Genomic DNA, 19989 nt, shown 5'->3' with positions numbered 1-19989 from the left:
TTGTTAGGTGATTTTTATTAGATTGATATTAGCTTTGACTGGTGCCAGTGGTATTAGGTATGGGACACGTCTTCTTGAGGTTTTAAGTGAATTTAGGGATGTGGAGATCCATCTTGTTGTTTCGGATGCTGGTAGGAAGTTGATTGAGATTGAATCAGGCTATAGTTTTGAATCTGTTGTTGATATGGCTGATTTTTCTTATGGTAGTGGTGAGATGGAGGCCCCTATAGCTAGTGGTTCATTTAGAACAGATGGTATGTGTGTGGTTCCATCTAGTACTAAAACATTGTCTTCGATAGCTTGTGGTGTTACTGATAATTTGGTTACAAGAGCTGCCGATGTATGTTTGAAGGAGGGTAGGGAGTTAGTTTTGGTTACTAGAGAAACTCCATTGAATTTAATTCACTTGGAAAACATGGTTAAGGTGTCTAAAGCTGGAGCAACAGTTTTACCGGCATCTCCGGGTTTTTATAGTAATCCGGAAACCGTGGATGACATGGTGGATTTTGTTGTAGGCCGTACACTGGATCAATTGGATGTTGAGCATAATCTTTATAGGAGGTGGAGAGGTTGAGAGATTTTTTAGAGAAAATAGATCCTTTTGTCGTTGAGGAGGAGTTTTCAAGTTTATATGAGATTCCGGCGATGGCGAGGAAAACAGATGAGACGATTCTGTTTAAAAATGTATTAGATTTCGATATGCCTGTAGCTATCAATGTAGTTGGTAGTCGTAGGAATATTGCTATAGATATCGGTTGTGATGTGAATGAAATTCCATATAAAATCCAGGAAGGTATTGATAGTCCTGGTAAAACCGTTTCGAAAGGTAGTTTGACGGCTAGAAAACCTGATTTAAATGAAATACCTGTATTAAAACATTTCAAGGAAGATGCAGGTAGGTATATCACTTCAGGGGTTGTAATCGCTGAAGACAGTGATGGTAGGAGGAATGCCTCTATACATCGTATGTTGGTTAAGGATAGAGATAGGTTGGGTATACGGATTGTTGAGAGGCACCTTCATGAAATATATAGTGATGCTGAAAAACGTGGTGAAAAACTACCGGTTGCAGTAGTTATCGGGTTAGACCCAAGTGTACTGCTTGGTATTTGCACTCGAGTACCAGGTGGTTTCGATGAGTTAAGACTGTCAAGTGCTTTAAAAGGACAGCCTATCGAATTAAACCAATGTGACACAATAGATTTAGAAGTTCCTGATGCAGAAGTCGTTTTAGAAGGCTATTTATTGCCAGAAGAAAGAGAGCCTGAAGGACCATTCGTTGACATAACCGGTACTTACGATGGTGTCAGACAACAACCAGTTATAGAGCTAACCGGCATGCATTTAAAAGAAAACCCAGTATACCATGGTTTGTTGCCCGCTGGAAGCGAACATAAACTCCTTATGGGAATGCCATATGAACCTTTGATCATAAAAGAAGTCGATAAACACTGCAAAGCCGTAAACGCAATACTAACCGAAGGAGGTAGTTGTTACCTCCACGGTGTCGTCCAAATAAATAAAACAAACCCAAGTGACGGAGCTAAAGCAATAAAAGCAGCCATGAAAGCACATAAAAGCATGAAACACTGTATAGTCGTTGATGACGACATAGATATATACAGCCCAACAGACCTCGAATACGCAATCGCAACAAGAGTCAAAGGAGACGAAGATATCTATATCTACCCCGAAGTAAGAGGATCAACCCTAGACCCAAGAGGAAAACCAGATGGAACAGTCTGCAAAACCGGAGTAGACGCTACAAAAAAACTTGGAGAAGAAAAAAAATTCACAAGAGCCAAAGTACCTAAAGAAGACAGTGAAAAAATAACAAAAACAATAAAAGGCCTAAAAAAATGCAGTTAACCAAATCTGAAGAAAAAACCCTAGATGGAGAGAAAGGAGAGGTCTGTCAAAAAGCAATGGAAATACTGGCCACCTTAGGCGATATATACAACGCTGACAAACTAATCGAAATACAATCCGTCCAAGTAGCCGGTGTTTCCTACAAAACAATCGGAGACGCAGGAATAGAATTTCTAAACGACATGAAAGGAGAAAAGGTTCGAGTCCCAACACAACTAAATCCAGCCGGAATGGACCTAGAACACTGGGAAAAACAAGGAGTCCCCAAGAAATTCGCAAAAAAACAAAAACAAATCCTAGAGATATTCAAAGAAATGAACATAAACATAAAATGCACCTGCACACCATACCTAACAGGACTCCCCCATGGCTATGGCCAACACCTAGCATGGTCCGAATCATCAGCCGTCAGCTATGTAAACTCAGTAATCGGAGCAAGGACAAACCGGGAAGGAGGGCCTTCAGCACTAGCAGCCGCATTAATCGGTAAAACCCCTAACTATGGATACCACCTAAAAGAAAACAGAAAACCAGACATAACCATAAAAGTTGAAAAAGAACTACAAAACTCAGACTACGGAGCCTTAGGCAGAATAATAGGTAGAGAAGTAGGAAATCAAGTACCATACTACATACTAAAATCAAAACCAAACAAAGACGAACTAAAAGGTTTAGGAGCAGCCATGGCAGCAACAGGAGCAGTAGCCCTATACCACATAGAAAACCAAACACCAGAAAACAGCCAATTCAAAAAACCCAAAAACACCATCAACGTAACTAAAAAACAAATAGAAAACGAATATCAAGGATCAAAAGAAAACATAGACCTAGTCGCATTAGGATGCCCACACCTATCACCAAACCAACTAAAAACAATCGAAAAACTACTAAAAAACCGTCAAACCAAAAAAGAAACCTGGATATTCCTACCAAGAGAAATAAAAAACAAAATGCAAAACACAGTACAAAACATCACAGAATCCGGAGCAAAAATAATCACAGACACATGCATGGTTGTCTCACCACTCGAAGAAATAGGATTCAAAAAAATAATGGTCGATTCAGGCAAAGCAGCAACCTACATACCCAGTATGTGCAACGCCGAAGTAACCTACTCAAACCTAAAAGAATGTATTGAGGTAGCATGCAATGAAAATTAAAGGACGCGGAATAACAAAAGGCCAAGCCCACGGAGAAATCCTAAAAACAAACCAAGAAATATCATTCCTAGGAGGCGTCGACCCCAACACAAGCAAGATAACCGACCCCAACCACGAACTATTAGGCCAAAAAATAAAAAACAAAATACTAGTATTCCCAGGCGGAAAAGGCTCAACCGTCGGTTCATACGTCATATACCAACTAAAGAAAAACAATAAAGCCCCAAAAGCAATAATTAACATAGAAACCGAGCCAATAGTAGCAGTAGGCGCAGTAATATCAAAAATCCCATTAATAGACCAGATAAACATACAAAAAATACCAAACAAAGGAAAAGCAAAAATAAACGCCAACAAAGGAACAATAGAAACAAACCAAAACCAAAACCAAAACCCAGAAAAATAAAACAAAAAAAGTACCAGAAATAACATAAATATGGTTATTGAACCAACTATCAAACTGGTTCATTATTTAAAAAAAGTAAATCAATACTTACTTGGTTATTAGATTATGTTTTTCCGTTTATTTTGGATGGTGTTTATTTGAAACAAGTAATAGTGCTTAGAAGCGATATAAAACTTTCTAAGGGTAAATCCGCTGCACAAGTAGCTCATGCTTCGTTAAATGCTTCTCTAAAAGTCATGAACCACTCTAAAACTGATTTTGATAGTTGGATGGATAATGGCGCTAAAAAAGTAGTGCTTAAAGGGGAAAACGAAGACCAACTTTTCGAGCTGATGAGTATAGCTAGAGCACTTGACGTATCAACCTCATTGGTTAGAGATGCAGGTCACACTGAGATAGAATCAGGTACGGTTACAGCTTTAGGAGTCGGTCCCGACAGAGATGAGATAATCGACCGTATAACAGGAGATCTCAAGGTTTATTAAAATGGTTAAAATGAGAGAAACCGAAAACAGTGTAGAGAAAAAAGTTGGAATCAAATATTATAGTTCAATGGAAGACGGAGTTGAAGGCAATTTAAAGAAATCTGCAGAAGACTTCATCGTTCGTGAAGTAATTTCAAACCAATACGAAGAATACAACGAAGAAAAGTTTAGCGAGTATGAACATACCGCCTTCAAAGTTAAAGCAAAAAACTGGGAAACAAACAACCTGATTAGAGAGATCTCAGATCGATTAGGAGTTAGTAAAAACAGAGTAGGTTTCGCCGGAACCAAAGACAAAAAAGCAATCACCGAACAGTACATGACAATATACAACATCAAGAAAAAACAACTTGAAAAACTTAAAATCAAAGATGTTGAACTAACCAACTATGGATTAACAAACGATAGAAACAGCCTAGGAAACCTCATCGGAAATAAATTCGAAATAACAATCCACGACATCATAAACCCACAAAACATTTCCAAAATAACTAAAAAACTAAACAAAAACGGCATAATCAACTATTTCGGAATACAGAGATTCGGAACAAAACGACCAAACACACACATAGTAGGTAAAAAAATAGTTCAAGAAAAACCCGAAAAAGCCGTAAAAAACTACATAGCCAAATCATATCCCCAAGAACCTGAACAAACCCGTAAAGCCAGAAAAGAAATCTGGGACAACTGGGACAACAAACCATACCTCAAAGGACTGAAAAAACTACCAAACCACCTAAGATACGAACGAGCAATGCTAGACCACCTCCACTCCCATCCAAACGACTACATAGGCGCATTAAGAAACCTACCCCAAAACCTACTGCAGATGTTCGTACACTCATACCAATCCTACCTATACCACAAAATGATAAACGAAAGAATAAAACAAAAAATACCTCTAAACCAATGTACCGAAGGAGACGTAGTATGCTACACAGACCTAGAAACAGGAATCCTCAACCGATATGCAACAGAAAGAGTCGAACCACACAACAAACAAAAAATACAAGAGATGATAGACGTAGAAAAAGCATTCATAACCGCCCCCCTAATAGGCACCCAAACAAAAAGAGCATTCGGTAAAATGGGAGAAATAGAAGACAAAATACTAAACAAAGAAGGAACTAAACCACGAGACTTCAAAATAAAAAGCATGCCAGAACTCACCTCCAAAGGCCTACGACGAGAAATAACACTAAAAACCCAAATCAAAGCCCAAACAAAAAACAACAGACTAAAACTAAAATTCTTCCTACCAAAAGGATGTTACGCAACACTAATCACAAGAGAATACATGAAAAACGGATACAACTAACAAAAAAGGGCCTGTAGATCAACGGTAGATCGCCACCTTCGCAAACTATACGAAAAAGGTGGAGGCTCTGGGTTCAAATCCCAGCAGGTCCATATATATAACATTTATCAAACTACTAAATTTAGTAAGCTGGTGGGTTTTCTTCTAAATTTTTTTGATTAGATTCTATTTAGATAGGTTTAGATGAAAAGATTTAAGAACCTTGACAAGATATCTATATTCGCGTTGAGAACGTTTTTTCGTTTTAAGCGTATTTAGATCAGGTGTTTTAAAAATGAATGAAGGTTTTTCAGGTCCCACTACACCTATTGAAGTGGGAGAAGTATACGATGTTGAAATCGAGGATGAAGGAAAAGAGGGCGATGGAATAGCAAAGATAGAGAACTTCGTGATATTTGTTCCTGGCGGTAAAGTCGGTCAACAAGTAAAAATCGAGATAGAAACCGTAAAAAGTACATTCGGTATCGCTAAGATTGTGGAATAACGTTAATATAGTGCTCCACTGGATTTACAGCGACAAACCCTACTAACTAAGGTTTTCGTTTTGAATCTAAGATAACGGTAAAGTGGATACGGTTTAAAAAAAAGGGTCGGAGTTACAATGCCTAATGCATTACTCCGTTTTCTTTTAATTATTTCTATTTTTTAGAGCTATTTTAGCAACTTTTAATCAAATCAGTATATTTTATCTTTTATAAGATGTTTCTATATTATAGAAGTTTAGATGGATTTAATTCGTATTAAACTGGAGGTTTCATGGATATATGATTGGTGTCGTGTTGTTGTCAGGGGGAATAGATTCTGCAGTGTCTCTTGCCTTAGCTAAAGATCAATGTGAAGAAGTTATTGGTGTTCATTTCGATTATGGTCAATCTACTCATGAGGAGGAGCTTGATAACTCTAGAGAGCTTTCGGATTATTTTGGTATTGATTTATTGGAGCTTAACGTTAGGCAGGTATTCAATAATTTTTGTTCGGGAACTATGGAACAAAAAGATTATGGTTCAGATAAAGCTTCAGACAGTCATGGTCAATCAACAGGTTACGTTCATATGAGGAATCTGTTGTTGCTTTCAACAACGGGGGCGATAGCTGACTCAAAATACTCCAACAGGGAGATATATCTATATATCGGAGCACAGTTGGATGATGAGGAGTTGTATCCTGACTGTAGGCTTGGTTTTCTCCAATCTACCGAGGAGGCTATCGATCAATCTACGTTAAGAAATAACATTAAGATAAAAGCTCCATTAATAGATAAGAGTAAGGCTGAAGTAATAAAGCTTGGAGACAGACTTGGTGTTCCGTTTGAGAAAACAATTTCATGTTATAAATTGGTTGATGGAACTCCTTGTAAGGAGTGTCCAGCTTGTGTTGAAAGGGAAAAAGGATTTAAAGAAGCTGGAGTTATAGACCCTGTCTTATAGCCTTTTATGGGCATGGTTATGTTATTTGGAATGAGGTTTTTTTATGAAAATTAAAACTGAAGGAACTTTTGACGCATCACATTTTTTAGAGAATGCGGGTAAATGTGGTAATTTGCATGGACATAGATGGAAAGTAAAGGTTTATGTTAAAGGAGAGATGGATGGTGATGTTTTATGGGATTTCAGAAATCTAGGTGAGGTTATAGAGGAACTTGATCATACTCATTTAAATGAGGTTCTAGATTTCAACCCATCAGCTGAAAACATATCTCTATATATACTGGATAGGTTTAGAACTGATTATCCAGACCTTGATTTTAAAATACGTGTCTACGAATCTCCGAAATCTTATGCAGAAATAGAAACAGATGGATATTGATTGATTTATGAAAGTTAGGGTCAATAATATTTTTGAATCGATACAAGGAGAAGGACGCTATATCGGTACACCCAGTCTTTTTATACGAACAAGTGGTTGCAATCTAACCTGTAGTTGGTGTGACACAAATATAAAAATAAAAAAAGAGTTAACGGTTGAAGAGTTAACTCAAGTCATAAAAGATTCAACCAAAAATACTGTTGTTTGGACTGGGGGTGAACCAACACTTCAAAATAAACCAATATCTGAAGTTATCGATAAAATAGATAGAAATAACCATCTTGAAACAAACGCCACCAACATAGAAAACTCTTTTTTAGAAAAATTTGACTACATTGCTTTTTCGCCTAAAGAAAAAGTGGACGCAGAAAAGATACATGGATCTAAACTGGATACCGAGTATGATGTAAAGGTGGTAACTGACCTCAATGAGGTTGGAACAAACCTAATTGAATACGCATCAATCCTAATGCCTCTTACAACCGGAAATCAAGAAAGGGACATGAAATGTAAAAAAAGAGTTTGGAAATACTGCATTGAAAAAGACATACAATACTCACCACGAGCCCACATAGATGTATGGCGTGATAGAGAAGAAAAAGAACTAAAAAAACATTAAAACAACCCAAATTTTTTAAAAAATAATATGAATGAAGAAACAAAAATGTATTTTTAAAGCATTTTCTACTAAAAAACAAGTGATAATTATGTCTAATGAGGAAAAAAAGAAAGGAAACAAAGTCGTAAGGAAAAAACGTTCAGATAAATATAGAGTAATCAACCTAGATAAAGCAGCAGGTGGATTCACATCAAAAGACAAACTAGAAATGATAGTTATTTCCTCCCAAATCAACCACAACGAAAGTAAAGACAAAGAAATAATCTTCGACGAAATAGAAGAATGCACTATAAGAATGACACCCAGCCAAGCAATATCACTACACAACTGGCTTAAAAACCACATCGATAGATTCAAAAAAATACAGGATTCAGACAGCTCAGATGAAAAAACAAACCAAAAAGACTTCGACAGCGTATACCACGTCTAAACAAAAAAAACAAACCAAAAAACCTTCCTTTACATCTATAAAATAGGATTTTAGGCATCAAAACCTTAGATATCAAAATCCAATTAAACATCAAAAAAGTGCAGAAAGAGTCCCAACATTGTTATCTTAAAACAGGGCTAAGACCCTCTTCCTTTAGGAAGGGGATACAGGCCCGATAGATATAATAGCCATAGATAATGATTGTTTAGATAGCAGTAGACTATTGCTTGACCAAAACATGTCCACAAAACAACAAGTATGGACAAAACAAGGCAGGTATAGGTATGCTTGAAACCAAATTGGGAATGGAGACTAGTGGTGTTGTGGCAACACCACAGAGAATAAGGTTCAGGTTAAACCAACAACCTTCTCTGGAAGCCCTATCCTTCAGGGCGGGAAGTATGTCACGTATATAAGTTAATTAATCGATATTGATGTCTAAAAATAGTATAGAGGTATGTATACTGGGTGGGGGGTTTGGTGGATTAAACACAGCTTTATATGCTTCATCCAATCCAAACTTAGATATAACTTTAGTTTCTAAAGATAAACATCATGTTTACACTCCGGGTTTAAAATATTTCTTTAGAAACGAAGATTATGATAGGTATCGGTTTGAAATAGAGAATCTGATAGCCGAAACCGAAATTAATTATATAAATGATGTTGTAATCGATATAGATTCAGACAAAAAAACAGTAGAACTGGGTTCAAGTGAAATAGGTTATGATAAACTTGTTTTAGCTTTAGGTAGCGACGTAAACACCCATGGTATAGATATATCAGATGTTGAACGTTTTTATAATTGGAATGATGCTCTTAAATTACGTAAAAAAGCGTTTAATAGTAGTGAAGTAGTTTTGGTTGGCGGTGGGTATGTAGGGGTTGAATTAGCATTCGAACTTAACAACATAGGGCTTGACGTTACAGTGGTTGATTCAAGTGAAAAACCGCTTTCAAATCTTTCTAGAAAAGCTGGTGATAAAGCCATTAAACAGTTTAATACTAAAGGAATAGATTTTATTGGGAACAAAAAAGTCACTTCAATCGATGGAAACACTATAACTCTAGATACTGGTGAAAAAATAGATTCACAACTTATTGTTTGGGCAGGTGGGATCCAGGCTTCGAAAATCATTCAAAAAATTTTTAATACAGATAAAAAAGGAATAAAAGTTGACAAATATCTCAAAACAAAATACAAAGATATTTATGGAGTAGGTGACTGCATAAACTTTTCATATAAAACCGGTTTCAATGCATTTAAACAGAGTAAAGCCCTAGCGAACAACCTTGACCCCAACAATAAAAGAAAAAAAGCCAGTGAAATAAAAAGCCTATTTGTTCAGTTCGGTAAAAACGGATTAATGGCATTTGGAGAAACAGCCATTAAAAACCGTTTAATAGGGACCTACAAAAAACTAGAATACCAGTACTATAAAACACAGATCAAGAAATAGTGTTAAAACTATATCCTTTTTATTAGAAATCAACAAAACCACTTTAAATTTATGTATATAGGAGTTCTGAATATTTTTTTGCAAATTCATCGACTTCAACCCAATCGGTAAACTCAATATCTTCAGATGTATCTCCATCCGTTAATTTTTTAGATATAATTTTCATGAATAATCTTTTAATAAAACCATAACGGCTGAACTTAAGGGCTCCAGGAAATGCTTTTGTCATCTCTGGTTCAAGTTTTGTTAGAGTAAGGAACTCTTCAATCATCTTATCTACGTTTTGCTTTGCTTCTTCACTTTTATCGTGTGCGGTTAAATTAACAGTAAAGAAAGCTGTAGGTATTTGATTCAACCTTTCCACATTTCTATCTACATAATTAACAACGTATTTCTGGTGTTTTCCTACATGGATTGAAGCTCCAACAATCGCTCCATCATACCCAGATAAATCTATTTTAATCTTAGAATTTTTCAGATCGTAGACATCCGTTTTATGTCCAAACTCATTTAATTTTTCAGATATATTTTGAATTATCTTCTCAGTCTGTCCTTCAGAAGAACCATACAACAAAACTACTTTTGACATCAATCAATTAAGTTAGTTCGATAAATAGATATGGATTTCTTTTTTTATATTAAATTAAAAAAAAACGTCAGACAAAAAATAGATGTCTTAACCTCTGGTTTAATAAAAACAATTTAATAAGGCCTTAACCATTTTTGTTCTTTTAAACGTATCTATAGTTAATGAAAAATAATTTTAAAGATACCCTTGTTTTTGTTGCTGGAGGCGGTTTTTTTGGTAAGAAAGCTAGTCAATGGTTCAAGGATCGTGATGCAAAAGTATTGGTAGTAGATATAGACCGTGAAAAAGCCATAGATTTTGTAGACATTGAAGTAGATATATCTAATGCTTACAGCGAAATAGATTCAGGGGTAATAGGTTTTTTAAAAGGAGATGCAACCGACTGTTTTATCGAACTAACCGAGGTAGTTTTTCCAAAAATTGTTGTTCCAGCTATTCCAGGACATTTTCTAGGTAGAATATCTAAAAAAATTTTGACAAACAACGGTTTTGAAGTTAAAAGTATAGAGCCTTCAATTTTTAAAGAAATAGTTAATGAAGTGCCGGATGACCTTATTTTAACAAAAGATTATGAAAATGGAGTTTTAATCACTTCGTATATGCAAGAAGGTGAATGTTCAGAGAACTGTCCACAACCAATAGATATCTGTACAGCAACACAAAAAAATAAAAACGGCTTGATGAGTGATATACTTGACGAAGCCATTGAAGGTTTTTCCGATTATCATAATGTTTTAATCAGCCATGGAATAAATGGAGCGGGATACATAGAAGGAAGTGACATACAGAAACTAATCAAAGATATACACCAATTAGAAAGTGGTGCTACATTATCTATAGGAACTTCATGTAGCTGTCATGGAATACTAAACTGTATCAAAATCTAAATAAATACTAAATTAATATACCAGAGTTTTTTTAGAGTTTTTGTGCCTAAAATTTATATCTATGGAAGAATGATTTTGGATGCAGTTTTAGAAACACCCTATTAAGTTGGTTTCTATTTAATGTAGCCCCGTAGGGTAGTGGTCAATCCTATCGGGTTTTGGACCCGACGACAGCGGTTCGAATCCGCTCGGGGCTATCCATTAAAAATCTAGTTTTTCCAAAAATTTTGTATCAAATCCTTCCTTGCCTAAATTTATAATTATGAAATTGTCTTATCTGTAGATTTAAAATAAGGAATTAAAAATAAAAACCAGACAAGTTGATTTGGTTTAATTTAATTGGGTTGAATTTATATGGTCTTTTTAGATTTTTTGTATGGTTTTGATGAATTTTTTGAGATCTTTTTTGTTTGTGGCGTATGAGATTCTTATGTGGTTTTGGTTTGTTTTTTGTGTTCCGAAGTTTCTTCCTGGGATTGTGATTATGTTGTTTTCCAGTAGTTTTTTGGTTACTTGTTTGTCTGTTCCTTTTTTGGATGTGTCGGGGTATGCGTAGAAACTTCCTTCTGGTTTGTTTAGTTTTATTTCTGTGTTTTTTAGGCCTTCGTATATTAGGTTTCTTTTTTGTTTCAGTTTTTCAATGGTTTTTTGTATGAATTTGGTGTCTTTGTTTAGTGCTGTTGCTGCTGCTTTTTGGGAGATTGATGGTGCGCAGGCTTGGATGTATTGATGTATTTTTAGCATTTGGTTGATATCTTGTTTTGGGGCGGTTATGTATCCAATTCTCCATCCTGTCATTGCGTATGTTTTTGACATTCCGTTGATTGTGATTATGTTTGGGTTGTATTTGGCTGGGCTTGTATGTTTATCTTCATATATGATTTCAGAGTAGACTTCGTCTGAGATTATTGTTATGTTGTGGTCTTTTGCTATTTCTGTTGTTGCTTTGATGTCTTTTGGATTGTTTATTGCACCTGTTGGGTTTGATGGGGAGTTTAGGAATAGGACTTTTGTTTTTTGTGTTATTTTTTCTTTTAATGTTTCTGGGTTTATTTTAAAGTTGTCTTGAGGTTTTAATGGTAGGGGTTTTGGTTTCCCTCCGGCTATTTTGGTTAATGGGCGGTATGATACAAAACCTGGATCTGGTATTAGTACGTGGTCTCCATTGTTGATGTATGTTTGCGTTGCTAGATGTAGTGCTTCACTTGCTCCGGAGGTGACTATTATTCTTTCTGGATTTGTTTTTATATCGTATTTGGTCAGATAGTTGGTTATTGCTTTTCGGAGAGTTGGTAGTCCCTTGTTTGGTGTGTATGTTGTGTAGCCATCGTTTATTGCTCTTATACCAGCTTTTTTTATGTATTCTGGGGTTTGGTAGTCTGGCTCTCCAATACCTAGGTTTACTGTTTCTGGACCAACTTGATCGAATAGTTCTCTTATCCCAGAGGGTTTTAGTTTTTCTATTCGTTTTGAATATTTCTTCATTTTCCTGTTTTTGTTGTTTTTTGGTTTGTTTTTGGTTTGGGGTTTATTTTTGGGGTGTGTGTTATTCGAGTGTTGCGTGTTTGTTTGATAGGTCTTCTTCGTTTTTGTTCATGACGTTCATTAGTTCTGAGATTATTGAGTCCATTAGGACTGCTGCTGTTAGTTCGAATAGTGTTCCTAGGGGTGCTATTTCTTTTTGTGTTATTTCTGTGTTTGAGAATTCGTCTCTTATTGTTATTGAGTCGTCTGATAGTTTTGATATTGTTGAGTTTGGGGAGCTGGTTATTGATACGAGTCTTGCTCCGAGTTTTTTTGTTGTTTTGGAGACTTCAACTGTTGATGAGGTTTCTCCGGATCCGGTTATTGCTATTACTAGGTCGTTTTTTTCGAGGGCTGGGTTGATTGTTTCTCCGACTACGTATACATTTAATCCTAAATGCATTAGTCTCATTGCAAACATTTTTGCTGCGAGGCCTGATCTGCCTGCGCCGACTACGAATATTTTGTTTGCGTTTGTTATTTCTTGAACTGCTTTATCGATTGATTCTTCGTTTATTTCGTTTCCTACTTCTTGTAGGTGTTTTCCTATTACTTTCATAGAGTTTTTTGTTATTTTGCTCACAGGTGACACTCCAGTTTATTTTATTAAAAAATGTGTTTAGGTTATTTTTTTTTCGATTATTTTATCTATTTCTTTGTTTTGTGGTTTGTCTGTGAATTCGATTCTTATGTCTTTTTCTCCCATTAGCTGTAGTTTTTCGATTTTCCAGTTGTATTGGTTTAGTTCGTCGTAGAGGGTTGCGATTCTTTTGTTTCCTCCATTCCAAACTACGTCTTTGTTTTGTTGGTTGTTTGAGTTGTATATGGATAGGGCGAATTTTTTTAGTGCTGATGTTCGTGAGAAGGGGATTTCGAATATTACGCGGTATTGGTCTCCTTCTATTTTGCCGTATGAGACTAATACATATCCTTCTTTTTCATATCTTTCGATTTCGTTGTATTTCATTTTGACTGTTATCTCGTGGTGTGCGTTGTTATCGATTTCGCTTATGATGCTTAGTGTTCTTGCTATTGATTCCCAATTTAGGTCTGGACAGAATTTGAGTTCTATTTTTCCAGGTGTTGTTACGATTTTGTTGTTATTTTTGGAAAGCTTCATCTCATATATGTTTACATCTACCTTGTTTCTGATTTTTTTATATAGGTAGTATAAACCAAGGTTTGATACCTCGGATTGCTGTATTTTTAGGTGTTTTCTATAACGGTTCATTGTTCCAAACCAATGTATTAGTGTTATACGAATTTTTAGGAGTTTTTAGGTAGTTATATTGAAATAACTGGTTTTCTGTTTTTTGTGTATTTGATGTTGTCTTTTATTGGGTTTTTGGATTACTTGTTGCATTATTTTTTGGTATTTCTTCGTAATTTAGTTATTTCAAGCAGGATGTATTTAATAGTTTTTAACTTGGGTTTATTTTGCTAAAAACTTGATTCCTTGATTGATGAAAAATAATTTTGTATTTTTAAGGTTTTTAGAATGTTTATTTTATTAGTTTTTTGTTGTTTTTTTAGATTTGCTCCAATGAATTAGATTTAAATTTATATTATGTTTTTGGAATTTGTGTTCGAAAAATAGTTTGATTGATTGTTTTGTATTTTCTTTTTGGGGGTGGATATTGTAGTGTTTTTTTGTTTTTTAGGGAAAATGTTTTTTTATTGTTAGTAGTATGAATAACCACTTGTTTATTTAAGGTTTGATTTCGAATTTACTTTGCAAATAATTTGGTTTTTTAGGAGGGTTTTGTATATCAGGTGTTAGTGGCGATTCGGAGAGAGTAGTTGAGCTTGAAAGGAATATGGGTTTCCTTTCGGTTTTTTCCATTAGTGTTGGGACTATGGTTGGTGCTGGTATTTTTGTTTTGCCTGGTATGGCTGCTGCTATGGCTGGTCCTGGGTCGATTATTTCTTTTATTCTTTCTGGTGTTCTAGCTTTGATTACTGCTTTTTGTATTTCGGAGATGGCGACTGCTATTCCTAAGGCTGGTGGTACTTATGTGTTTATGAAGCGTTCTTTGGGGTCGGCTGTTGGTAGTTCTGTTGGTATCGCTACTTGGCTTGGTCTTTTGATTAAAGGTTCTTTTGCTTTTGTTGGTTTTGGTGGGTATCTTGCTGCTTTGATAGCGGTTAATGAGATTTTTTTAGCTGTTATTGCTTCTGTTTTATTTATTTTGATTAATATTGTGGGTGTTAAGAGTTCTGGTGGTATTCAGAACCTTATGTTGTTTTTTTTAACTATCCTGTTGTTTTTATTTATCTTTTTAGGTATGGGGCATGTTGAATTAAGTCAGTTTGTATGGGTTGATACTGGTGTGAGTGAGACGTTGGCTACGGCTGGTTTTGTATTTGTTTCTTATGTTGGAATTGCTGAAGCAAGTGCTATTGCTGAAGAGGTTAAGGATCCTGGTAAAAACTTACCTAGAGCTATAATTGGGTCTATTTTGTTTGTTATTTTGCTTTATTCTTTGATTATGGTTGTCGTTGTCGGTGCATATCCATATGAACAGCTTGCTGATTCGACAACACCAATTCTTGATGTCGCTGAGGATTTTTTAGGTTCTTTAGGAGTTACAGTTATGGTTTTAGCTGGAGTTTTTGCTACACTGTCCACTGGAAATGCTTCTTTGATGTCTTCTGCTAGATATCCATTTGCTATGGCTAAAGATGGTTTAATGCCTGATTGGTTAACTAAAATTAATAAAAAATTTAAAACACCAGTTAAAGCTATTGTTTTAAGTGGTTTTGTATTAACTGTAATGCTCTTGATTTTCCCTGTCCAGAGATTGGCAGAGATGACCAGTGCCCTCAATATACTTGTTTTTGCTTTTGTAAACCTGTCATTAATAGTTTTGAGAGAAGCTGAAACCGATTGGTATCGGCCAGAATTTAAAGCTCCATTATATCCATACCTTCCAGCAATCGGTTTCTTCGGATCTCTGGGTATGTTGTTCAGTATGGGAGAGTTAATGCCTATTGTTTTCGCTTTCTCAGTAATTATCTTGGGGTTGGTTTGGTATTACCTTGTAAAAGATAACGTAAAAGATGAAAGCGAAGTTAGAGGTGCTATAACTCAAAGAAAAGCCTCTAAAGCACTTGATAACTTTGATGAAAAAACTAAAGATTTTGAAGATTACCGTGTACTGGTTCCAATAACCGATATAAAACATGTTGAAAACCTTATTAAAATAGCTATGGAGATTGCAGAAGATAAAAAAGGACGTATAATACCAGCTATAATTCTTGAAATACCAGACCAAACTCCATTATATGCATATAAAAACAAATACGCTAAAAAACGTGAGATGCTTGAAGAAGCTGTACTAAACATCATTGAAGAAAACGCTGAATACGACATAATGGAGGAAGAAGTAATAGTTTACACACACAGCTTCAAAAAAACCACAGTAGATTTAGCTGAAAAAGAAGACGCAGACCTAATACTACTTGAATGGCTCGATGAATTTAGCCATAGTGAACTACTAGGAAGTTCAGTTGACTACATACTACATAATGCGGAATCTGACGTAGCTGTATTCAAAGATCGTGGTTTCAATCCAACTAAACACAACAAAATACTATTACCAACACGACTTTCCTCAAAAATAGGGTTAACGCTAGACCTATCCTCTGCTATAGCAAGAAAAGGAAACGGCTTCATTGAATTATTAAGAATTATCAACCCAAGAGCCTCTTCAAACGAAATTGAAAAAATAAAAGAGTTCCAAAAAAGGTCTGAAAAAAGAATTAAAGAGGAATCTTCTTCGAGAATAATAAAATCCAAAGATGTTACGAAAGCCTTAATCAATGAATCAAGAAAATTCGATTTAGTCGTAATGTCCGCCAGTCAAGAATCAGCATTAAAAGGATTTTTATTCGGTACGATACCAAACGAAGTAGCGGATAAAACAGATACCTCAGTACTAATCGTCCAAGAAAAGAAGTCAAGAAGGCCGAAAACAACAACGAAAATAAAAATAAAAATCTCCGGCATTTTAAGATGGATTACTAGAAAGATAGAATACTAAAACTTTCAAGCAAGTTCGTTAAGAACCTCCTTAATATTACTTACATCAGCATCTGTTTTAATTCCTAAGAGATTGAAATGTGTTTTAGTGGCAATAAAACCTCTCTCACGCAACCCAACCAAAACTTCCTGTGTTTTAGGCGCTCGAATAGACTCCATTTTACATAGATTATGTATATCATAATAAGTGGGAGGAAAACCTGCTTCAGAAATACAGGTCTCAACCAGCTTCATAGAGTTTTTTTTGGTTCCATAAACATCCTTATTCAAGTTCTCTAGAACCTGGGATAATACCTTACTATCCATCAACTCACCTAGATAAAGGGGGCCGCAGAAAGACATAGGGTGGCCACAACTACATTTCTCAGAAAGTTCTCCAGGACTATCCAACCCCAATACCATCTCCCTGCTACCACAGTTAAAACAATGGTGTAAAAAACCTATTTTTTCCATAGTCTTGTTAGCTTTTTTCGCACCTTTATCAGTGGATAGATACGAACGGAAATAATGGTCTTTGTAGTAAGTGAAAATAGAGTTAATTGCAATATCGTATTGAGCGGAAATTAAAGCAGTTTTTCCAACAAGAATACGTGCTCCAAGTTCTTTGTGATAAGGTGTGTTTAAAGGTATTGCACTATACCTACGTATACCCGGTTTTTTATGAGCACCTGAAAGCGGTGCAGTATCTGTAGCAGTCATACACAAAACACCACCAGGGGTTAGGGAACGGACAGCTGAATCTAAAAAAGGAACAGGAGACCCAAATGGATCAATATCTATTATATCAAACCTACGTTTCGACATAAGGACATTTGCATCAACTGAACATACTTCAACATCTAGAGAGTTATAATCCCTATTCCTTTCAATCAAACCGGCTGCATCACGTGACCAATCATTAACCATTACATCAAGCTCACCAACCCTGTCAGCCATCCTAAGCCCCCTTACACCGGTTGCACCATGACAATCAAGGTATCGGTCACCAACACCAGAAACAGCCTCAATAAACGCAATAGATATATCTCTATTCGACTCCATCACGGGATTATAAAAAACATCCATACTAGAATCCACATCACCTTCAACCGAGGGCACAAAAAACTCAACACCACCCTCACAAACAACATGAAAATCCTGAACCATAAAAACCACGTAAAAATATATCTAAAACAACATTACTCTTAGTCAAACCAAACCTAAAAACCACTCATTTTTTTTATTTTTTATGAAACCAAAACTAGCAAAACGATTCAAAATATAATAAAATTGCAAATTAGTTTTTCTACTAGAATAATCTAAGAAAAATAAAAATAGAAAAAAAGGGTTTTATGTGGGTTTTAACCCACAAATATTTTCTTGTTCTTATTGGTCAACTTACCGGTCAAATTCCTGTAATCCAACCGAATGTTTCTAGTCCTACTCCTAAGATGAGTACGGTACCGATAATCAATGCTTCTAGCGCAAACACCATCAGTGCTATACCACAGAACCTCTCTGATACTTTCCCGTAATCCATCATTGCGACGATAAGTAGTATCAGGAAGATTGTGACCATTATTAATGCCCACAGCCATCCGTAGGTTCCACCGTATACTGCTCCGTAGTATACAGCATACGCCAAGAAGATTATTCCTGTGAATAGTGCTAGATGTCCTACGCCGACTGGGTCATAGCCTCTGTGGACCATGAATCCTATGCCAACGAAGATCCATCCGAATACCATTATTGCGAAACCTGTTAATGGGTCTCCGCCAACGGTAGCTGCTGAAATTCCTAGTACAAAGTGTATTAGTCCACCGATAAATAGGATTGTCCATACTGGTCTTCCTTTGCCCCATCCAATTAGGTGTGCACCTACTGGGAATAAGGCCGCGAAATCAACGAACCATGCTGCTGCCAATAAAATTATTACTTCTTCTAGTCCTAACATGTTTCCCCACTTCGATTGAAACATTATCTAATTAATCATATTTAAGCTTTGTGTGCTTTGAGTGGTTTTAATCTGTTTTTTTAAGTAAAATGTGATTGATAACCTTTCAATTAAAATTAGAAGATTAGAGAAAACATATAGTATTATTGAATTAATTTCTTTGTTCAAAAAACCTAATTATTCATATTTAGCTATCTAAAAAATCATTTAGAGACAAAGTGTTCTTAAAACAATTCATTTGTTTTTTTAGGTTTATATACTGGTTTTTTCGTTTGTGGGTTTTGGTTAAAAAATAATAGGGTTGTGTAGATATCTTTAGGTAGGTGTTTAAATTGGGTGAGGAACCAGTTTTTTGTGAAAAATATTGTCCTGTCTGTAGGCCGGCTAGAGCTGGGTATAGTGTTTTTCAATGGCTTCAGGGTTTAGAGCTTAAGGCATTGGGTGAGGAAGGATGTCCTTTTGGTAGAGCTAGATATCGGTATTATGGTGTTAAACCGGATGAACCGATTCCTTTTAACGAAAACGATTGAAAACTATTTCTGGTTTTATATTTTTTCTTTTTATAATATCGGTGTTTTGTTGGTTGGTGTGTTTTTTAGTTTTTTTATTGGAGTGGTTTTGGTGGGTTTCCGTCTTTGAGGTATGGTAGGTTTTTTTGTGTTATGTAGATTGGTCCTTGGACTTTTTTTGCTTGATCTAGTGTTAGGTTTCTTCCTTTTTTTGTTAATGCGAATATTGGTATTGATCGGCCTGCTTGGAGTAGTGCTTTCTTGCCGGCTATTTCTCGTATTGTTTTTGATGCGCATCCGGATAGTACGTCGCATGTTTCTATTAGTTTTTGGGTTTGTTTTTTGTTAACGCCTGTGAGGTGTACTCCGAATATGACTGCTTCTTTGCTTATTTCTCGACATTTTACTGCGTCTTCTACGGTGCTCACTGTTACTGCGGGTTTTTTGTATCCTTGTTCTATTGCTTTTTTTAACCCTGCTGGTTGGTCTATTCTTGGTTTGTCTAGGGTTTGAGCGTTTTTTTGTTCGAGTTTGTTGATGATTTTTTTGTTTGGTGTTGTTTCGGTTATTCCGCTTAATCTTCCTCCGATTCCTTGAACTATTTTGGGGTTTGATGTTAGTACTGTTCCTGCTCCGTCGCATACAGTTATTGATATGTCGAGTTCGTTGTTTTCTAGTGCTGTCATTATTGTTTCGGAGGTTCCGAATGTTACTATTCTTTCGTCCATTTCTATTTCTCTGTCTTCGGTGCAGAATCCAATTTCATCCATCAATCGTTTCACTTGCCATTTTGCTCCTTCTTTGAGTTTTTCTACGCCGTGCATTTTGTGCCATAATGGACAGTAGTCTACTTCTCCTTCTTCTATTTCTATTATTTCTCCGTTTTCGACTACTACTCGTGTTTTTCCAAGTAGTTCAAGTACGTGTCGTGATTTTTCCATTTTTATCACCT

The 19989-nt window shown here is 35.8% G+C and carries 22 protein-coding genes and 2 tRNA genes; 17 read left to right on the top strand and 7 right to left on the bottom strand.

Features of this window, described 5'->3' with window-relative positions:
• The first annotated feature begins 7 nt into the window (after positions 1 to 7).
• The 13 genes from AMET1_RS01560 (at position 8) to AMET1_RS01500 (ending at position 9553) form a co-directional block, all read left to right on the top strand.
• Complete coding sequence (locus AMET1_RS01560) at positions 8 to 574, top strand: UbiX family flavin prenyltransferase (RefSeq protein ID WP_201721235.1); 567 nt, start codon at positions 8 to 10, stop codon at positions 572 to 574.
• A complete protein-coding gene (locus tag AMET1_RS01555; RefSeq protein ID WP_161490711.1) occupies positions 571 to 1869 on the top strand; it encodes a UbiD family decarboxylase in 1299 nt (432 codons plus the stop codon). The genes AMET1_RS01560 and AMET1_RS01555 overlap by 4 nt, the downstream gene beginning before the upstream one ends.
• The gene (locus tag AMET1_RS01550) at positions 1860 to 3029 is read left to right on the top strand and encodes an aconitase X (RefSeq protein ID WP_086636734.1); all 1170 of its coding nucleotides are present in this window, start codon (positions 1860 to 1862) and stop codon (positions 3027 to 3029) included. The genes AMET1_RS01555 and AMET1_RS01550 overlap by 10 nt, the downstream gene beginning before the upstream one ends.
• On the top strand, positions 3019 to 3435 hold the full coding sequence (locus AMET1_RS01545; protein WP_086636733.1) for a DUF126 domain-containing protein: 417 nt from the start codon (positions 3019 to 3021) through the stop codon (positions 3433 to 3435). The genes AMET1_RS01550 and AMET1_RS01545 overlap by 11 nt, the downstream gene beginning before the upstream one ends.
• A gap of 137 nt (positions 3436 to 3572) precedes the next feature.
• Entirely contained in the window at positions 3573 to 3920 is a 348-nt protein-coding gene (pth2, locus tag AMET1_RS01540; RefSeq protein ID WP_086636732.1) for a peptidyl-tRNA hydrolase Pth2, read from the top strand.
• 1 nt (position 3921) lies between these two features.
• Positions 3922 to 5238 carry a tRNA pseudouridine(13) synthase TruD gene (gene truD, locus AMET1_RS01535; protein ID WP_086636731.1) on the top strand — a complete coding sequence of 439 codons (1317 nt, stop codon included), beginning with the start codon at positions 3922 to 3924 and terminating at the stop codon, positions 5236 to 5238.
• A gap of 7 nt (positions 5239 to 5245) precedes the next feature.
• Positions 5246 to 5330 (top strand) — tRNA-Ala (locus AMET1_RS01530).
• Between the two features lie 182 nt (positions 5331 to 5512).
• Positions 5513 to 5722: a TRAM domain-containing protein gene (locus AMET1_RS01525; protein ID WP_086636730.1), complete on the top strand. Its 210-nt coding sequence runs from the start codon at positions 5513 to 5515 to the stop codon at positions 5720 to 5722.
• Between the two features lie 298 nt (positions 5723 to 6020).
• On the top strand, positions 6021 to 6665 hold the full coding sequence (locus AMET1_RS01520; protein WP_161490710.1) for a 7-cyano-7-deazaguanine synthase: 645 nt from the start codon (positions 6021 to 6023) through the stop codon (positions 6663 to 6665).
• 43 nt (positions 6666 to 6708) lie between these two features.
• Complete coding sequence (locus AMET1_RS01515) at positions 6709 to 7044, top strand: 6-pyruvoyl trahydropterin synthase family protein (RefSeq protein WP_086636728.1); 336 nt, start codon at positions 6709 to 6711, stop codon at positions 7042 to 7044.
• Positions 7045 to 7051: 7 nt separating this feature from the next.
• Positions 7052 to 7663 (top strand): 7-carboxy-7-deazaguanine synthase QueE, encoded by a 612-nt coding sequence (locus AMET1_RS01510; RefSeq protein WP_086636727.1) that lies wholly within the window; start codon positions 7052 to 7054, stop codon positions 7661 to 7663.
• 88 nt (positions 7664 to 7751) lie between these two features.
• Positions 7752 to 8093, top strand: a complete 342-nt coding sequence (locus AMET1_RS01505; RefSeq protein ID WP_086636726.1) for a hypothetical protein — start codon at positions 7752 to 7754, stop codon at positions 8091 to 8093.
• A 434-nt stretch (positions 8094 to 8527) separates the two neighbouring features.
• Positions 8528 to 9553, top strand: a complete 1026-nt coding sequence (locus tag AMET1_RS01500) for an NAD(P)/FAD-dependent oxidoreductase (RefSeq protein WP_086636725.1) — start codon at positions 8528 to 8530, stop codon at positions 9551 to 9553.
• Positions 9554 to 9602: 49 nt separating this feature from the next.
• Here AMET1_RS01500 and hemG read toward each other — a convergent pair whose 3' ends face one another.
• Positions 9603 to 10142: a menaquinone-dependent protoporphyrinogen IX dehydrogenase gene (gene hemG / locus AMET1_RS01495; RefSeq protein WP_086636724.1), complete on the bottom strand. Its 540-nt coding sequence runs from the start codon at positions 10140 to 10142 to the stop codon at positions 9603 to 9605.
• 161 nt (positions 10143 to 10303) lie between these two features.
• Here hemG and AMET1_RS01490 point away from each other — a divergent pair, with 161 nt between their 5' ends.
• A complete protein-coding gene (locus tag AMET1_RS01490) occupies positions 10304 to 11029 on the top strand; it encodes a hypothetical protein (RefSeq protein ID WP_086636723.1) in 726 nt (241 codons plus the stop codon).
• 124 nt (positions 11030 to 11153) lie between these two features.
• Positions 11154 to 11226 (top strand) — tRNA-Gln (locus AMET1_RS01485).
• Positions 11227 to 11392: 166 nt separating this feature from the next.
• Here AMET1_RS01485 and AMET1_RS01480 read toward each other — a convergent pair.
• The 3 genes from AMET1_RS01480 to AMET1_RS01470 form a co-directional block, all read right to left on the bottom strand.
• Entirely contained in the window at positions 11393 to 12514 is a 1122-nt protein-coding gene (locus AMET1_RS01480; protein ID WP_086636722.1) for a pyridoxal phosphate-dependent aminotransferase, read from the bottom strand.
• 61 nt (positions 12515 to 12575) lie between these two features.
• Entirely contained in the window at positions 12576 to 13136 is a 561-nt protein-coding gene (hxlB, locus tag AMET1_RS01475) for a 6-phospho-3-hexuloisomerase (RefSeq protein ID WP_201721234.1), read from the bottom strand.
• A 36-nt stretch (positions 13137 to 13172) separates the two neighbouring features.
• Positions 13173 to 13784: a hypothetical protein gene (locus tag AMET1_RS01470; RefSeq protein ID WP_086636721.1), complete on the bottom strand. Its 612-nt coding sequence runs from the start codon at positions 13782 to 13784 to the stop codon at positions 13173 to 13175.
• 586 nt (positions 13785 to 14370) lie between these two features.
• Here AMET1_RS01470 and AMET1_RS01465 point away from each other — a divergent pair.
• Positions 14371 to 16596 carry an amino acid permease gene (locus AMET1_RS01465; protein WP_086636720.1) on the top strand — a complete coding sequence of 742 codons (2226 nt, stop codon included), beginning with the start codon at positions 14371 to 14373 and terminating at the stop codon, positions 16594 to 16596.
• Positions 16597 to 16601: 5 nt separating this feature from the next.
• Here AMET1_RS01465 and AMET1_RS01460 read toward each other — a convergent pair whose 3' ends face one another.
• Positions 16602 to 17741: a tRNA (guanine(10)-N(2))-dimethyltransferase gene (locus AMET1_RS01460; RefSeq protein ID WP_086636719.1), complete on the bottom strand. Its 1140-nt coding sequence runs from the start codon at positions 17739 to 17741 to the stop codon at positions 16602 to 16604.
• A gap of 238 nt (positions 17742 to 17979) precedes the next feature.
• Complete coding sequence (locus AMET1_RS01455) at positions 17980 to 18528, bottom strand: hypothetical protein (RefSeq protein WP_086636718.1); 549 nt, start codon at positions 18526 to 18528, stop codon at positions 17980 to 17982.
• A gap of 332 nt (positions 18529 to 18860) precedes the next feature.
• Here AMET1_RS01455 and AMET1_RS01450 point away from each other — a divergent pair, with 332 nt between their 5' ends.
• Entirely contained in the window at positions 18861 to 19058 is a 198-nt protein-coding gene (locus AMET1_RS01450; RefSeq protein ID WP_201721233.1) for a hypothetical protein, read from the top strand.
• Between the two features lie 74 nt (positions 19059 to 19132).
• Here AMET1_RS01450 and AMET1_RS01445 read toward each other — a convergent pair whose 3' ends face one another.
• Positions 19133 to 19978 carry a methanogenesis marker 8 protein gene (locus AMET1_RS01445; RefSeq protein ID WP_086636716.1) on the bottom strand — a complete coding sequence of 282 codons (846 nt, stop codon included), beginning with the start codon at positions 19976 to 19978 and terminating at the stop codon, positions 19133 to 19135.
• Between the last annotated feature and the right edge of the window lie 11 nt (positions 19979 to 19989).

Origin of the sequence: Methanonatronarchaeum thermophilum (assembly GCF_002153915.1) — an archaeon.
Taxonomy (GTDB): Archaea; Halobacteriota; Methanonatronarchaeia; order Methanonatronarchaeales; family Methanonatronarchaeaceae; genus Methanonatronarchaeum; species Methanonatronarchaeum thermophilum.
Note: the sequence above shows the minus strand (reverse complement) of the source record. Positions and strands in the feature narration are given on the sequence as shown.

Excerpts from the sequence above, each read along its gene's own strand:
- AMET1_RS01550 (WP_086636734.1), top strand. The coding sequence starts at position 1,860 with ATGCAGTTAACCAAATCTGAAGAAAAAACCCTAGATGGAGAGAAAGGA.
- AMET1_RS01545 (WP_086636733.1), top strand. The coding sequence starts at position 3,019 with ATGAAAATTAAAGGACGCGGAATAACAAAAGGCCAAGCCCACGGAGAA.
- truD (WP_086636731.1), top strand. The coding sequence starts at position 3,922 with ATGGTTAAAATGAGAGAAACCGAAAACAGTGTAGAGAAAAAAGTTGGA.
- AMET1_RS01525 (WP_086636730.1), top strand. The coding sequence starts at position 5,513 with ATGAATGAAGGTTTTTCAGGTCCCACTACACCTATTGAAGTGGGAGAA.
- AMET1_RS01515 (WP_086636728.1), top strand. The coding sequence starts at position 6,709 with ATGAAAATTAAAACTGAAGGAACTTTTGACGCATCACATTTTTTAGAG.
- AMET1_RS01510 (WP_086636727.1), top strand. The coding sequence starts at position 7,052 with ATGAAAGTTAGGGTCAATAATATTTTTGAATCGATACAAGGAGAAGGA.
- AMET1_RS01505 (WP_086636726.1), top strand. The coding sequence starts at position 7,752 with ATGTCTAATGAGGAAAAAAAGAAAGGAAACAAAGTCGTAAGGAAAAAA.
- AMET1_RS01500 (WP_086636725.1), top strand. The coding sequence starts at position 8,528 with ATGTCTAAAAATAGTATAGAGGTATGTATACTGGGTGGGGGGTTTGGT.
- hemG (WP_086636724.1), bottom strand. The coding sequence starts at position 10,142 with ATGTCAAAAGTAGTTTTGTTGTATGGTTCTTCTGAAGGACAGACTGAG.
- AMET1_RS01490 (WP_086636723.1), top strand. The coding sequence starts at position 10,304 with ATGAAAAATAATTTTAAAGATACCCTTGTTTTTGTTGCTGGAGGCGGT.
- AMET1_RS01480 (WP_086636722.1), bottom strand. The coding sequence starts at position 12,514 with ATGAAGAAATATTCAAAACGAATAGAAAAACTAAAACCCTCTGGGATA.
- AMET1_RS01470 (WP_086636721.1), bottom strand. The coding sequence starts at position 13,784 with ATGAACCGTTATAGAAAACACCTAAAAATACAGCAATCCGAGGTATCA.
- AMET1_RS01465 (WP_086636720.1), top strand. The coding sequence starts at position 14,371 with ATGGGTTTCCTTTCGGTTTTTTCCATTAGTGTTGGGACTATGGTTGGT.
- AMET1_RS01460 (WP_086636719.1), bottom strand. The coding sequence starts at position 17,741 with ATGGTTCAGGATTTTCATGTTGTTTGTGAGGGTGGTGTTGAGTTTTTT.
- AMET1_RS01455 (WP_086636718.1), bottom strand. The coding sequence starts at position 18,528 with ATGTTAGGACTAGAAGAAGTAATAATTTTATTGGCAGCAGCATGGTTC.
- AMET1_RS01445 (WP_086636716.1), bottom strand. The coding sequence starts at position 19,978 with ATGGAAAAATCACGACACGTACTTGAACTACTTGGAAAAACACGAGTA.